This window comes from Streptomyces sp. NBC_01775 (assembly GCF_035917675.1).
In the GTDB taxonomy this organism is placed as follows: Bacteria; Actinomycetota; Actinomycetes; order Streptomycetales; family Streptomycetaceae; genus Streptomyces.
Window position 1 is genome coordinate 8754894 of sequence record NZ_CP109104.1, and the last position, 14292, is coordinate 8769185.

General features: G+C 68.4%; 12 protein-coding genes and 3 pseudogenes. 11 read left to right on the forward strand and 4 right to left on the reverse strand.

Features of this window, described 5'->3' with window-relative positions; genetic code table 11:
• The first annotated feature begins 166 nt into the window (after positions 1-166).
• The 5 genes from OHB04_RS38645 (at position 167) to OHB04_RS38665 (ending at position 4915) form a co-directional block, all read left to right on the forward strand.
• The gene (locus OHB04_RS38645) at positions 167-475 is read left to right on the forward strand and encodes an urease subunit beta (protein ID WP_326693109.1); all 309 of its coding nucleotides are present in this window, start codon (positions 167-169) and stop codon (positions 473-475) included.
• Positions 475-2532: an urease subunit alpha gene (locus tag OHB04_RS38650; protein ID WP_326692284.1), complete on the forward strand. Its 2058-nt coding sequence runs from the start codon at positions 475-477 to the stop codon at positions 2530-2532. Before OHB04_RS38645 ends, OHB04_RS38650 begins: the two co-directional genes overlap by 1 nt.
• An 87-nt stretch (positions 2533-2619) precedes the next feature.
• Complete coding sequence (locus OHB04_RS38655; RefSeq protein ID WP_326692285.1) at positions 2620-3294, forward strand: urease accessory protein UreF; 675 nt, start codon at positions 2620-2622, stop codon at positions 3292-3294.
• Positions 3295-3374: 80 nt separating this feature from the next.
• The gene (gene ureG, locus OHB04_RS38660) at positions 3375-4064 is read left to right on the forward strand and encodes an urease accessory protein UreG (protein ID WP_326692286.1); all 690 of its coding nucleotides are present in this window, start codon (positions 3375-3377) and stop codon (positions 4062-4064) included.
• Positions 4061-4915, forward strand: a complete 855-nt coding sequence (locus OHB04_RS38665; RefSeq protein WP_326809289.1) for an urease accessory protein UreD — start codon at positions 4061-4063, stop codon at positions 4913-4915. Before ureG ends, OHB04_RS38665 begins: the two co-directional genes overlap by 4 nt.
• Positions 4916-5101: 186 nt before the next feature.
• Here OHB04_RS38665 and OHB04_RS38670 read toward each other — a convergent pair whose 3' ends face one another.
• Entirely contained in the window at positions 5102-5692 is a 591-nt protein-coding gene (locus OHB04_RS38670) for a TetR/AcrR family transcriptional regulator (protein WP_326692288.1), read from the reverse strand.
• Positions 5693-5794: 102 nt separating this feature from the next.
• On the opposite strand from OHB04_RS38670, the gene OHB04_RS38675 reads away from it, so the two are divergent.
• Positions 5795-6484: a nitroreductase gene (locus OHB04_RS38675; protein ID WP_326809290.1), complete on the forward strand. Its 690-nt coding sequence runs from the start codon at positions 5795-5797 to the stop codon at positions 6482-6484.
• A gap of 415 nt (positions 6485-6899) precedes the next feature.
• Here OHB04_RS38675 and OHB04_RS38680 read toward each other — a convergent pair whose 3' ends face one another.
• Positions 6900-7925 (reverse strand): Lrp/AsnC family transcriptional regulator, encoded by a 1026-nt coding sequence (locus OHB04_RS38680; protein ID WP_326809291.1) that lies wholly within the window; start codon positions 7923-7925, stop codon positions 6900-6902.
• Positions 7926-8066: 141 nt separating this feature from the next.
• Here OHB04_RS38680 and OHB04_RS38685 point away from each other — a divergent pair, with 141 nt between their 5' ends.
• From OHB04_RS38685 to OHB04_RS42055, 4 genes and pseudogenes are all read left to right on the forward strand, one after another.
• Complete coding sequence (locus OHB04_RS38685) at positions 8067-9500, forward strand: diaminopimelate decarboxylase (RefSeq protein ID WP_326692291.1); 1434 nt, start codon at positions 8067-8069, stop codon at positions 9498-9500.
• Positions 9501-9582: 82 nt separating this feature from the next.
• Positions 9583-11019, forward strand: a complete 1437-nt coding sequence (locus OHB04_RS38690) for a Na+/H+ antiporter NhaC family protein (protein WP_326809292.1) — start codon at positions 9583-9585, stop codon at positions 11017-11019.
• Between the two features lie 8 nt (positions 11020-11027).
• The gene (locus tag OHB04_RS38695; RefSeq protein ID WP_326809293.1) at positions 11028-12614 is read left to right on the forward strand and encodes an N-acyl-D-amino-acid deacylase family protein; all 1587 of its coding nucleotides are present in this window, start codon (positions 11028-11030) and stop codon (positions 12612-12614) included.
• A 328-nt stretch (positions 12615-12942) separates the two neighbouring features.
• Positions 12943-13256: pseudogene (locus OHB04_RS42055) on the forward strand (transposase); the annotation flags it as partial.
• Here OHB04_RS42055 and OHB04_RS38710 read toward each other — a convergent pair.
• Positions 13209-13637: a hypothetical protein gene (locus OHB04_RS38710; RefSeq protein WP_326692294.1), complete on the reverse strand. Its 429-nt coding sequence runs from the start codon at positions 13635-13637 to the stop codon at positions 13209-13211. The pseudogene OHB04_RS42055 and the gene OHB04_RS38710 sit on opposite strands and share 48 nt — an antisense overlap.
• A gap of 115 nt (positions 13638-13752) precedes the next feature.
• Positions 13753-14067, reverse strand: a pseudogene (locus OHB04_RS38715) (RNA polymerase subunit sigma-24); the annotation flags it as partial.
• Positions 14068-14168: 101 nt separating this feature from the next.
• On the opposite strand from OHB04_RS38715, the pseudogene OHB04_RS42060 reads away from it, so the two are divergent.
• Positions 14169-14270, forward strand: a pseudogene (locus tag OHB04_RS42060) (HipA family kinase); the annotation flags it as partial.
• Positions 14271-14292: the final 22 nt, after the last annotated feature.

A 14292-nucleotide genomic window follows, 5' to 3' on the forward strand; every position in this document is an offset into this window, starting at 1 on the left:
GGCCACGGAGGAGCCCGAGGTCTACCCGGGCAAGGTCGAGCACCCCCGGCCGCCGCGCAATCCGGGGTGCCCGGTCGACTGCGCCGATGACAAGGGCCCGTCCGCCTGCTGCGATGAGTGCGCGGACACGGCCTCCTGGTACGGGGCGATCGAGTTCAACAAGACCTTGAACGCCGACAAGAAGACGATCAAGGTCAAGAACACTGCGGACCGTCCCGTTCAGGTTGGCTCCCACTATCACTTCGCCGAGGTCAACCCGGAGCTCAAGGTCGTGGAGAGCTCGGAGGGCAAGCCCGTGACCTACGGACTGCTGAAGGACTGCGAGGACGCCAAGGGCAGGCGCCTCAACATCGCTGCGGGGACGTCAGTGCGCTTCGAGCCGGGCGATGAGTGCTGCGTCGAGCTGGTGAAGATCCAGGGCGATGCCCAGGACGACCTGTCCCAGATCAAAGGACTGCGCGAGGAGACTTTCTGATGGCTGGCCCGCAGGAGCCGAGCAACAACCCGCCGGAAGCCAAGCGGAACAACAAGCTCAAGCGGAACAACAAGCTGAAGCGGGCGGATTACGCCGCCTTGTACGGGCCCACCACCAAGGACCGCGTCCGCCTCGCCGACACCGACCTCACTGTGGAGATCGAGGCCGACTGGAGCGGAGGGCCGGAGTACAGCGGCAACGAGATGATCTTCGGTGGCGGCAAGGTGATCCGCGAATCGATGGGGATGTCGCACATCCCCAGGGACGGGGGCGGGGACGAGTCGCGTAAGCCCGTGGACACGGTCATCACCGGTGCGCTGATTCTCGACTGGTGGGGCGTGGTCAAGGCTGACGTGGGCATCCGCGACGGCAGGATCGCGGCCATCGGCAAGGCGTACAACCCCGAGACGATGGACCCGATCCAGAACTTCGAGAAGCCGACCCGTAACCGTGCCGATCAGGCCGATACGGTGCCGCAGACGGTGGAGCCGACGAACTTCGTGGTCGGCCCGAACACCGAGGCGATCTCCGGCAACGGGCGGTTCCTCACCGCGGGCGGTGTGGACACCCATGTCCACTTCATCTGCCCCGAAGAGATCCACGAGGCCCTTGCCTCGGGCGTTACCACGCTCATCGGCGGCGGTACCGGCCCGGCCGAGGGCAGCACGGCCACCACGGTGACGCCGGGCCCGTGGCACATCACCCGGACGTTCGAGGGGCTTGACGAGTATCCGGTCAACGTCGGCCTGCTCGGCAAGGGCAGCACGATGAGCAAGGAGGCACTCAACGAGCAGGTGGACGCCGGGGTCTGCGGCCTCAAGATCCACGAGGACTGGGGCGCCACACCCGCCGTGATCAACAACGCGCTGGAGGTCTGCGAGGAGCGGAACATCCAACTTGCCTTGCACGCGGACTCGTTGAACGAGTCCGGCTTCCTGGAAAGCACCCGCGACGCCTTCACGAACACAACGGACGGCAAGAAGCGCTCGATCCACATCTTCCACGTCGAGGGCGCCGGTGGCGGTCACGCGCCGGACATGATCGAGCTGGTCAAGGAAGAGAACGTCCTTCCCGCCTCGACCAACCCGACCCGCCCGCTGACGGTGAACACCGTCAAGGAACACATCGACATGATGGTGATCTGCCACCATCTCAACCCGGACATCCCTGCGGACATGGCATTCGCCGACTCCCGCCTCCGGCCCTCCACCATGGCCGCGGAAGATCTCCTGCACGACATGGGTGCCATCTCGATGATGTCTTCCGATGCCCAGGCGATGGGCCGCATCGGCGAGATGATCATGCGGACCTGGCAGACCGCGCACGTCATGAAGTGCCGCTACGGTCCCCTCCCGGAGGACCTCGAGTACGCGAAGATCCGCACGGCTGAGGACGATGAGAAGGCCAAGCACTCGTACAACGACGACGAACTGATCCCGAGCGACAACTACCGGGCGCGCCGCTATATCGCCAAGTACACCATCAACCCGGCGATCACCCACGGCATCGACGACCACGTCGGTTCCGTGGAGACCACGAAGCTGGCCGATCTGGTGCTGTGGGAGCCGAAGTTCTTCGGGGTCAAGATCCACATGGTCCTCAAGGGCGGGCAGCTCGCCTACGCGCAGGTCGGCGACGCCAACGCGTCGATCACGACGCCACAGCCCTACCTGCCGCGGCAGGTCTGGGGCTCCACCGGCCGCGCCCCGGGAAGCAACTCGTACAACTTCGTGGCCGACAAGCAGGTAGCACTCCGGCTGAACGGCGGGACCGAACCGGCCAAGGAGACGAACGGCGAGACCGGACCGGCTAATCCGCACGAAGGTCTCGGCCTCGGCAAGACCTTCGTGGAGATCAAGAGCACCCGGAAGGTCACCAAGGCGCACATGAAACTGAACAACACGATTCCTGAGAGCCTCAGGGTCGACCACAACAGCTTCGAGGTCACCATCGGCGGCGCCACCACGGGGGATTCCCGCACCGTGCTCGACGGCGCGACCGTACCGCGCACTTACGTCAACGACCTGCCCATGGCACAGCGCTACTTCCTCTTCTGACCCCACCCCGTGCCCGGCCGCCGACGCCGTGTCCGCGGCCGGGCCGCGGTGCAACATCCGACCCCTGTGAAAGGCAGCCGCTCACCCATGAGCCGTGCCGCACTGCTCCTGCTGGCCGACGGCCGCTTCCCCGCCGGCGGGCACGCCCATTCCGGCGGCGTCGAGGCCGCGGTCGCCCACGGAGCCGTACACGACACCGACAGCCTGGAGGCGTTCTGCCGCGGGCGCCTGCACACCACCGGCCTGACGGCGGCCGGCCTGGCCGCCGCGGCCACCGGCGGACATGACCCGCTGCTGCTGGACGACGCCGCCGACGCCCGTACGCCCGTCCCCGCGCTGCGCGCCGTCTCCCGCAGGCTCGGCCGGCAGCTGATGCGCGCGGCACGGGCCACCTTCCCCTCTGCCGAGCTCGAACGTCTGGCCGCCGAACGCACCCAGGGCGCCCACCAGCCCGTCGTCCTGGGCCTGACCGTCCGCGCCGCCGGGCTCGCACCGGTGGATGCCGCCCGTGCCGCCGCCTACGAGAGTGCCGGTGGCCCGGCCACGGCCGCAGTGCGCCTGCTGAGCCTCGACCCCCTCGATGCCTCGCGCCTGCTGGCACGTCTCGGCGCCGAGACCGACGACGTCGCAACGGCAGCCGCCGAGGCCGCGGCCCGCGTGGAGACCGAGGGCATCGACGCCCTGCCCTCGGCGTCCTCGCCCCTGCTGGACATCACCGGAGAGCAGCACGCCGCCTGGACCGTCCGGCTCTTCGCCTCCTGATCACCCTGCCCGAACGCCCGAACCCGAACGCCCGAACCCTAACGCCGATCCCAACCGCTCGATTCCCCAACGGAGTTGCCATGCACCTCGACCACTCGCTGCCCCACCAGCACCTTCCCAGCGTCTCAGCGACCCGGCCCGACGGTCGCCGCCGCGCCCTTCGCATCGGCCTGGGCGGGCCCGTGGGCTCCGGCAAGACCGCCAGCGTCGCCGCGCTTTGCCGCACCTTGCGCGACCGCTACTCCCTGGCCGTCGTCACCAACGACATCTACACCCGCGAGGACGCCGAGTACCTGCGTCGCGAGGCCGTGCTGCCGCCCGAGCGGATCACAGCCGTCGAGACCGGCGCCTGCCCGCACACCGCTATCCGCGACGACATCTCCGCCAACCTGGAAGCCGTCGAGCACCTGGAGGAGACCCTGCACCCCCTCGACCTGGTACTCGTCGAGTCCGGTGGCGACAACCTCACCGCCACCTTCTCCAAGGGTCTCGTCGACGCCCAGATCTTCATCATCGACGTCTCCAGCGGCGACGACATCCCCCGCAAGGGCGGCCCCGGCATCACCACCGCCGACCTCCTCATCGTCAACAAGACCGACCTCGCCCCGCACGTCGGCGCCGACCTGGACACCATGGCCGCCGACGCCCAGAAGCAGCGCGGCGACCTCCCCGTCCTCTTCACCAGCCTCACCGGCGACGACGGCATCCGCGAGGTCGCCGACTGGGTCACCGCCCATCTCACCGAGTGGCGCGCCGAGGCGACCGTATGACCCTCACCGCCCCACTCGCCAAGCACCAGCACCCCAACGAGCCGGACCTGTGCGCTGCCGACCCCCGGAACGCGGCCGGACACCCGGACGGGGTGTGGGCCACCGCCCGCATCCGCGCCGCACACAACGGACGCGTCACCACACTCCCGCAACTGCGCAGCGACGGCCCCTTCCACCTCCGGCGCATGCGCACCGACGGGAATGCAGCCGCGGTAGGGATCATCGGCGCGATGAGCGCCCCACTGGGCGGCGACCGGCTCACCCTCGACGTCACCGCCGAGGATCGCGCAGAGCTGGAGGTGACCACGGCGGCTGCCACACTCGCTCTGCGCGGCCCCACCGCCGCGGCGGCCACCTACGACGTGCGACTCACCGTCGGGGAACACGCCCGCCTGCGCTGGCTGCCGCAGCCGCTGATCAGCGCCGCAGGCAGCAACCTGCGCCAGACCTACGCCGTCGAACTCGCCGCCACCGCACGGCTGGTGCTACGCGAAGAGCAACTCCTGGGCCGCGCCGACGAGGAGCCCGGCCACCTCGTCAGCCGAATCCTGGTCCGCCGCGCCGGACACACACTGCTCGACCAGCACACGGCATACGGGAGCCCGGAGCCCGGCTGGGACGGCCCGGCCGTCCTGAACGGACACCGCGCCGTCGGCCAACTTCTGCTCGTCGGCCCGGAGACGGACACCCAGCACGACCCTGTCCTGCTCCGGGAGGGCGCCAAGAACGGGTGCGCTGTCCTCACACCGCTGGCCGGCGGTGCGGCCCTCCTCGCCACAGCCGTGGCACCGACCTCCTCCGTGCTGCGCGAGCTGCTCGACGAGGCGCACGCACACGTCCTCGGGAAATAGCGCGGGCAGCATTCGCGCCTTGCCGTATTCACCGTTGCCCGGTAGACCCTCTGGCTGCGGTTTCTGCCTCCGCCGGATGGGTACCGAGCGGTGCAACGCGGGGTGCGGAGTGGGGGAGGGAGGGTGGATCAGGGGGTGGCTTGGGGGTGTTCCGGGCAGAGGCAGTGGACGACGGAGGCGTTCGGATCATTCGCCTGGCAGAGCGTTTTCCAGGAGGACCTCTGCTGCTGCCCGCGCGTGCCGTCCGTAGTCCGCGTCGCTCAGCACCATGGCGCGGCTGGCGGCCCCGTCCGCGAGAGTGACGAGTTGTTCGGCGAGTGCGGCGGGCTCTCGGCAGCCCAGTTCCGTTACCAGTGCAGTTACCAGCCGCACCATCAGCAGCTTCTGTTCGCGGGCGTAGGAGTGGACCGCGCTCTGCGGGTCGGGGAACTCTGCGGCGGCGTCGATGAACGGGCATCCGCGTACGGGAGCCGCGTCCGCCGCGGGCGGGACGAACAGCGCGAGGATCCGTTCTCTCGCCGGGATGTCCTCGCGAGTCAGCGCGCTCTCCAGGGTGTGACCCGTCGAGGCGAGGTCTTGAAGATGGGCGATGACCAGGTCGTTCTTGGTCCGAAAGTGCGCGTAGAGGGTGCGCTTGGACACCGGTGCCTGCTCTGCGACCTGTTCCATGCCGGTCGCGTTGATCCCTTGGGTCGCGAACAGCTGGGCGGCGGCGGCCAGGATGCGTTCGCGCCCCCCGCGTCCCTGCCGTCGAGAAGCCGTCGTCACCGTACTCATGAGGGAAGTATACGTTCTCGTTTACTTCGGAGGGGGTGGCTTGCTAAGGTCGCTCCGCAGGTAAACGCATTCGTTTACTTGAGCGTCCTTGAGGAGAGTTCCATGAGCGGGCTGGTTTCCACCGAGCTGAGCGACTACGCGGAGAAGCTGATACGCGGTCGCCACGCGACACGCGCGTTCCGCCCCGAGGCCGTGCCCGAGGACACGATGCGCGCGATCTTCTCTCTTGCCGGCACCGCGCCGTCCAACTCCAACGCGCAACCGTGGCGGGTCGAGGTGGTCAGCGGTGCAAGGCGCGAACGCCTGGCGGACGCCTTGCGGGCGGCCCACGCCGAACAGCGCACCTCGGCCGATTTCCCGTACTCCGAGGGCATGTACGCCCCCGTCCACCAGGAGCGGCGGGCGGCGTTCGGCGCCGGTCTGTACGGAGTGCTGGGCATCGGCCCTGACGACCACGCGGCACGCGCGGCCTACGATGCGGAGAGCCTGCGCTTCTACGGGGCACCACATGCCGCGTTCCTGTTCGTGACCGGCGACGGCGGGGCGCGACTGGCTGCCGACGCCGGCGTTTACATGCAGACGCTGCTCCTGGCCATGGCCGCATACGGCGTGGACAGTTGCCCGCAGGGACTGCTCAGCTTCTACTCCGAAACCATCCGGACCGAACTCGGTGCCACCGAAGGAAAGTTGCTCGTGGGTATCTCTTTCGGCTACGCCGACGAGAGCGCGCCGGTGAACCGAGTCACGACCGAGCGGGCCGCCCTCGAAACAACTACCGCCTTCCACGTCTAGTGCCGTGACCGGCAATGTTTGCCCGGAAGGAGCGTCGTCGTGGGGGAGCGTGCGATCGCGAGGCGGCCGGAAGTCCTCGATCGGGGTCTGCCCTGCTCTGGGGGCACCTCCCGGCCGAAGGCCGGGGGAGAAGCTGAGAGCTTGGGGAAGGAGCTACCAGGGCTTTGGGCCAACGCCGCTGGGGGCACCCCCTGCTCGGAGAGCTTGGGGGAAGGCGTGCCGGACGACGCGACAGGGCAAAGCTTGCCGGGAGGGGCACTAGCAACTTATCGCCAGGATTTCCGGCGCAAGACACTAGCTGTATCGATCACGCGCGTGCTTGTGTGCACTGTCGGCGCAAGTCCGGCCTCGGGACCGATGCGCGAGTAGCTCTCGGCGTGATCAACCGCCTTCGCATGCGCCCGCTGCTCACATGTCAGGACGCGGCCAGCACCTCGGTGTTGGGTGCCACATGCCCAACACTTCGCCCCTCGCCGTCCAGCAGCCGCCCCATCTGCTTGACGGTGTGCAGGCAAGCGGCCCGGTCCACGACGGTGAGATGAGGGGAGCGCTCGCTGATAACCGCCTCCAGCCGAGGCAGATCTCCGAGCGACCGTAGCCAGACCATCAGCAGCAGATTCCGCTGCCCCGCCAGAGCGCAGCACAGCCGCACATCCGGCAGCGCGGCAAGCGAACGCGCCGTGGGCTCCAGATGCTGCGGCGGCACGCTTGCCCAGAGCACCGCGGTGTCCGGCCACCCCGTGATGGACTGCGCCACCTCGCAGCGCAGCCGCAGCAGCCGGTTCGCGAGCAGGTGCTTGACTCGGCGGCGCGCGGTGGGCTCGCTGATCCCGGCGCGGTCGGCCAGCAGGGTGAAGGGCATGCGGCCGTCCTCGTGCAGCAGCCGGTACAGCTCCCGGTCGACCCCGTCCACCCGCACGGCGCCCGCGGTCACGGGCTGGGCGTCGGCCGACTCCAGCGCATGTTGCTGCGATCGCTCCAGGCTGCGCAGCCGCCATCGGCTTGCCTCGCTGTAGCCCGCGGTCCGCATCTCCGCGCGGTACGCCTGGACACCGGGTATCGGGCCGATGCTACGGCGCAGATACGCGGATACCTCCGCTGGTGTCCGCAGCGCAATCACGACCAGCAACCCGTACGGCCCGGTGATGTGGTGGACGTAGCGGACTTGAGGCTCTGGGCTCAGCGCCGCCGCGATGTGGTCCAGCCGCCCCGGAGCGCACTCGATCTCGACATAGGCCATGCAGAACTCGCTGTGCAGCGCTGGGCCGACTACGCACGTCACCCAAGCCAGTCCGGTCCCTGTCAGCCGCTCCCAGCGGCGCGCGACGGTCACCGGGTCGAGTTCGAGCGCCCGCCCCAACTGGGCCCACGAGGCCCGCGGGGTGACCTGGAGCGCATTGATCAGCGCCAGGTCCTTTTCGTCGACGTGATCCTGCAACATGCTTCTCTCTATCACGGCATTCCCTCCACCGACACCCCCGTCTGTCGGTGGATGTGACGGATTACTGCGTATCGGCGGCATCTTCGCGGAGCTCGCCCACTCTGGTTGCCGTAAGAGCTTCGAAGGAGGTCGCGGATCGCCATGCACGCGGACATCGACGAAAACAAGAACCGAGACGAGAGCAGAGAAGACGGAGGCCTCAGCAGCGGGCACCCGCACGGCCAGCACCGGGCCGGCGCTCCCGGCCGGCGTGATCGGGTCGTCCGCGCGGCGGTCCGGTCCAAGCTGGTCAGCTCCGCCCACCTGGTGACCGGCTTCGTCGACGCCGACGGCGTCCGGGCGTCCGTGCACGACCTGCACCAAGCCTTCGGTGACGCCCCAGTACTGCACACCTTCGCCGCCAAAGCCGCCTCCCTCGTCCCCGTCCTGCGGCTCCTGGCCGATTGCGGCATGGGCTGCGAGGTCGCCAGCCCCGGCGAACTGCGCCTCGCGCTCGCCGCCGGATTCACGCCGTCCACGATCGTCCTGGACTCGCCTGCCAAGACCCGTGAAGAGATCCGTCAGGCGCTCGCCCTCGGCGTAGCACTCAACGCGGACAACCTCGATGAACTGCGGCGCATCGATGCCCTGCGCCCCGCCGACTCGGCATCCGTCGTCGGCCTGCGCGTCAATCCGCAGGTGGGTACCGGCTCCATCGGCGCGATGAGCACCGCCACCACCACCTCCAAGTTCGGGGTCGCACTGCGCGACCCCGGCGCTCACGAGAGCGTGGTACGGGCCTTCGCCGAGCGTCCTTGGCTGACCCGGCTGCACGCCCATGTCGGCTCCCAGGGGTGCCCGCTGGACCTCATCGCAACGGGCATCAAGGAGACGTACGAACTCGCCGAGGAAATCAACGCTGCCGTCGGCCGGCGGCAGGTGACGAGCCTCGACATCGGCGGCGGACTGCCGGTCAACTTCGACGACGACACCGTCCGCCCCACCTACGCCGACTACGTCGGGGCGCTGCGCGCCGCCGTGCCCGACCTGTTCGACGGCCGGTATGCGCTGGTTACCGAGTTCGGCCGGTCCCTGCTCGCCAAGAACGGATTCATCGCCGCACGGGTGGAATACGTCAAGGACGCGGGAGGCCGCCGTATAGCCATCACTCACGCCGGTGCGCAGATCGCCACCCGCACCGTCTTCATGCCGGACGCCTGGCCGCTGCGGGTGAGCGCGTTCGACGCCGACGGTCGCCCCAAGGAAGGCCCGGCGCTCGTGCAGGACATCGCGGGGCCGTGCTGCTTCGCGGGCGACGTCGTTGCCCACGCCCGCGAACTACCCGAACTGCGCCCGGATGACCTCGTGGTGCTTCACGACACGGGCGCGTACTACTTCTCCACCCCTTGGGCGTACAACAGCCTGCCGCGGCCCGCCGTGCACGGCTTCACCATCGCCGATGACGACACGGTGCACTTCGTGCCAGTACGTCACGCGCAGTCCTTGGACGAGGTTGTCGCAGAGAGCGGCCTGGCCAACGCAGACGCGCTGCTCGGACAGCCTGCGCCTGCCCTTCCCGTACCGGCCTCGCACTGATCCTCACTCAGCACAGCCCCGGGTTCCGCCTTCACTCAAACGACGCTTGCCAGCCCAGCAATCCGAACAGGAGGACATCATCATGAGCGAGGTGAACACCACGAGCGGGAGAAGCCCGTCGGTGAGCGACGCGCCGAGCGGGCGGCCCGGACTCCGCACGGTCATCACCGTCGTGGCCATCGCAGGTTTGCTCCTGTCTGCGGTCGCCGCCCCATTTGCGCAGGCACCGACGCTATGGGGACTGGTGCCGATCGTCCTCTTCTGCGCACTCGCGCTGCTCGGCATGGACATCGTGGTGGCCACCGTCGTCGCGGTGATCTCGGCGCTGCTGCTCATGCTGCCCAGCCCGGCAGAGGCGGGCTCGCTGCTCGGTGACTCGCTCGGTGACGACATCACCGTGATCGGCTTGGTGATCATGCTCGGAGCCGGGGTTGGTGAGGTCTTGCGCACTACCGGGATCGCCGCCACCATCGTGCAGGGCGTGATGCGCGTTGTCCGAAACCGCGGCCGGGGTGCCGCGACGCTCGGGGTGATGGTCTCGTGCCTCATCCTGGTCGCAAGCCTGGGCACTCTGGCGGGGGCGCTGGCCATCGCTGCACCGCTGCTGCTGCCGATCGTTGCACGGCTCGGCTTCACGCGGTCCGCGACTGCGTCGATGATGTTCATCGGGGGCGGTGCGGGTCTGGCGCTCGCGCCGTTCGTCGGGTCCAACCTCGCCATCATGGATGCGGCGGAAGTCGGCTACCTGCAGTACCTGTTGTACGGCGGCGGACCAGTGGCCGCATTGTCGCTGGTGGCGGGTCTGGTGATCGTGCCGTGGATGCAGCGGCGCACGCAGCACACCGACGACTACTACGACACGGCGGAATTGGGCGCTACCGACGATGGCCGAGGGCCGCGTAGCGGCGTGGCCACCGCGGCCTTTGGTGTCGCGTTGATCGGCAGCCTGGTCTACGCGGTCATCTCCGAGGCCGGCATCACGTTCCCGCTGTTCGCGTTGCCGACGCTGGGGATCGTGGCCGGCCTGGCCGGCGGGCTCAGCCCAACCAAGATCGCTTCCACCATGTACACGGGCGCGGCGCGACTGATCCATGTGTTTCTGCTGTTCTGGCTGCTCGCGATGCTGTTCGCCGGCATCGACGCGCTGAAGCCGTTCCAGGTCATCCTTGCCACCTACGGCCACGACCTGCAGGGGCTGTCGCCCTTCGCTTTCGCCCTGGTCATCGCGGTACTCGGCTGGGTCGGTGTGCCCGGTGCCACCGCGGCGCAGGTCGTGCTGCTGGACAAGGTCTTCGGTGCGCTCGCCGCCAGCGTCGGAATCCCCGCCGGTGGGTGGGTCGTCGTGTTGCTGTTCGCGTCCAAAGCGGACACCTACGGGCCCTTCCCGAACCCCAACATGATCTCGGCGATGAGCCTGGCCAGGTCGGAAAGCCTGAAGAACATCTTCTACACCGGCCTCCTGGTGCTCGTGCCGGCGTGCACGATGTACGCGATCATCCTCTTCTTCGTAACCCGTTAGAGGGCAGCATGTCCGAATTCGACATCGTGATAAATGGCGGGGACGTCGTCGACGGTACCGGTGCCCCGATGCGGCGGCTCAACATCGGCATCGCCAGGGGCCGGATCAGGGAACTGAGCGGCAACACCCTGACCGGAACCCGAAGCATCGACGCCACCGGGCAGATGGTGGCACCCGGGTTCATCGACCTGCACTCGCACGCCGACTACACGCTGGAGAGCACTCCCCAGGCGGCCACCCAAGTCCACCAGGGCGTGACCACACTGGTGACCGGAAACTGCGGACATTCGCCATTCCCGTTCGAGGACCTCGACCTGATACGACGAGCGAGCAACTTCGACGATCGGGAGCTCAGTTGGGACTGGACCGACGCCACCGGGTTCCGGAAAGCCATCGACGGCGTCATGCCGGCGGTGAACGTCGGGTTGCAGATCGGGCACAACGCCGTACGGCTGGCGGTCCTCGGGGACGAGGACCGCCAGCCGACCGAGGCGGAACTCAACCAGATGTGCGGGCTCATCAAGGACGCGGCGATCGAAGGAGCGGTCGGCTTCTCCACCGGGTTGATCTACGCCCCGGGGGTGTTCGCAAGTGCCGATGAGGTGCGCGCGCTCGTCGCCACGTCGGCCTCCGCCGGGCTGCTCTACTCGACGCACATCCGCAACGAGACGTCGGCGCTGACCGATGCGGTGCGCGAGGCGATCGAGACGGCCGAGTATTCCGGGGCGCGACTGGAGATCTCGCATCTCAAGGCAATGGGGCCAGAGAACCACGGTTCGGTCGTCCGAGCGCTCACGCTCATCGACGAGGCGCGCGAGCGCGGCGTCGATGTCACCGCCGACGTGTACCCGTACACGGCGTCCAGCACCTCGCTCGTGTCCCGGCTGTCGGCGTGGGCGGTCGACGGCGGCAAAGACGCTCTGCTGGCGCGGCTCTCCGACGCCACCACCCGGGATCGCATCGCGACCGAATTGCGAGCCAGGTTCGGGCGAGACATCGCCCCGGAGGGGCTCGTCATCGCGGATCTGCCCGAGGGCCCGTACAGCGGCAGCATCGGAGCATCTGCCGCCGAGATCGGCCGAGCGGAAGGGACCGACCCGGCCGAGGCGGCGCTACGGGTCCTGGAAAAGCACGACGCGAACGTCCTGATCGTCAACCACGCAATGTGCGAGGAGGACGTCAGCACCGTGCTCCGTCATCCGCAGGTGTCCGTGGCCAGCGACGGGTGGACCATGACGGAACAGGGTGCGGGACAGCCGCATCCGCGCAGTTTCGGCACCTTCGCGCGAGTACTTGGTCGATATGTGCGCGAGCGTGGGATTCTCTCGCTCGAGGACGCCGTGCGCAAGATGACTTCTCTGCCGGCATCCCGCATCCAGATGACCAACCGAGGAGTCCTCCGAGCCGGCAAGGTGGCCGACATCGCGGTGTTCGACCCCGGCACAATCATCGACAACTCCACCTTCGAGAAACCGTGGGCGCTGGCGACCGGCTGCTCGACCGTGCTGGTGAACGGTGTCCCCACCCTCCTCGACGGGAGCCTCACCGGTTGGACCGGGGGACAGGTGCTCAGCGCCCCGCCGGACACACCCTAGGTGTGTTGTTCGGGGAGGTTGGTGATGCGGCTTGCTGGGGTGTGGCCGCTGATTCCGGCGTGGGGTCGGTGGTAGTTGTACCAGTCCAGCCAGTCGGGGAAGGCTGCCTGTCCCTGGTCAGCGTGGACTCCACCACCGCCCGTGCCCACCATGACGCGGCCGGAATGGTCGGAGACGAGGAGGTCCTTGCCGCCTTGGAGAAGGCCGCCGAGGCCGAAGAAGGGGCACGCGAAAGGCGTGAAAGCGGCGCAAGGAGCAGGCTGCAGCCGAAGCTGCCGAGGAGGTGACCCCAGCCGAGGAGGCCGAGCCCGATCCGGAGCACGAGGAGCGCGGCCGGCGCCGGGCGCGATTGAAGGCGGCAGCCCTGGGCCGCTCCCGCGGAGGCCTGACCACCAAGGTTCACCTGTCGGCCGACCGGCGCTGCCGTCCGCTGCCGTTCGTGATCACCCCCGGGCAGGCCGCCGACAGCCCGCAGTTTTCCGCCGTGCGGGCCAGGGTGCGGGTCCGCGGGCCGGTCGGACGTCCGCACACCCGGCCCGGCGCCGTGGCGTGGCCGGAGACAAGGCGTACTCCTCCCGAGCCAACCGCGCCCATCTACGGAAACGGAAGATCAAGGCGGTGATCCCAGAGAAGGCGGACCAGGAGAGGCCGAGCAGGCCCCAGAAGGTGCACTCGGTGTCCAGCTCTATGAGGTGCCAGGGACGGGTCCGTGGGTTCGTCGGGGTGCAGCCAGCAGCCGATCCACCCCTTTCCGCCCTCCGCCACGAGCTTGACGTACTTGGCCATCTCCGCGGTTCCGGCGTTGACGGCCTGTATCTCCGGGTTCGCCAGTCCCATCTCGCTCCGATAGCTGGTGTCCAGGAGCGGGTGGACCTCTCCCGCCTCGAGGAAGTCAAGGTCGAGCAGGTCGCTGAAGTCGTTCCGGCCTTCCCACTGCGCCACCAGCAGCACGCGCAGATCGTCGGGTATGGGGCGGCCGTCCAGCCGCTCGCGGGAGAACTCGGCGAGCCGTTCGTCGTACATACGCCCTCTCCGGGGGGCGAAGCAAGATCGCGTCAACGTAACAGCGGTGTCTGACAAGAGGTTGGGTATGCCGGCGACTGCCCACCACCCCCGTGATCCGGACTCAGAACAGGTCCTAGTGCTGGGAGCCCACCGTCCACGACCAGAGCTTCTCGGGGTTTCGCACTGCCCAGATGTGTCTGATCCGGTCGCCTGCGATATCGAACGCGTACACCGTCACGGTGACGCCGTTCTGCTGAGCCACCAGACCTGGCTGGCCGTTGACCGTACGTTCCAGGATCGTCAGGCCGGCTGCCCAACGGGCATTGGCAAAGCCGCGCGCGATTCGCTCGGCGCCTTCGACCGGGCGGAGCGCGGCGCTGACGAGACCGCCGCCGTCGCTGCTCGCCGTGACATCCGGGTCGAGGAGACCGATGAGCGCTTCGATGTCTCCCCAGATTCTCCCCAGGAGCGACCGGGGCGGATCGTCGAGATCGGGCCTCAGAAGTCTGCCGTGGATCTCAAGGTCAAGGCGACGTATAGCCTGGTGGAATGCTTCCAGAAGTCACAGCCACCCGCTATGTCACACCCTTGCGGGAGGGTGGCTCGCTCCCCGGGATCGTCGAGGCCGACGACCTGGGTACTTACGTCATGTAGGTTCCCGGGGGAGGGCGCT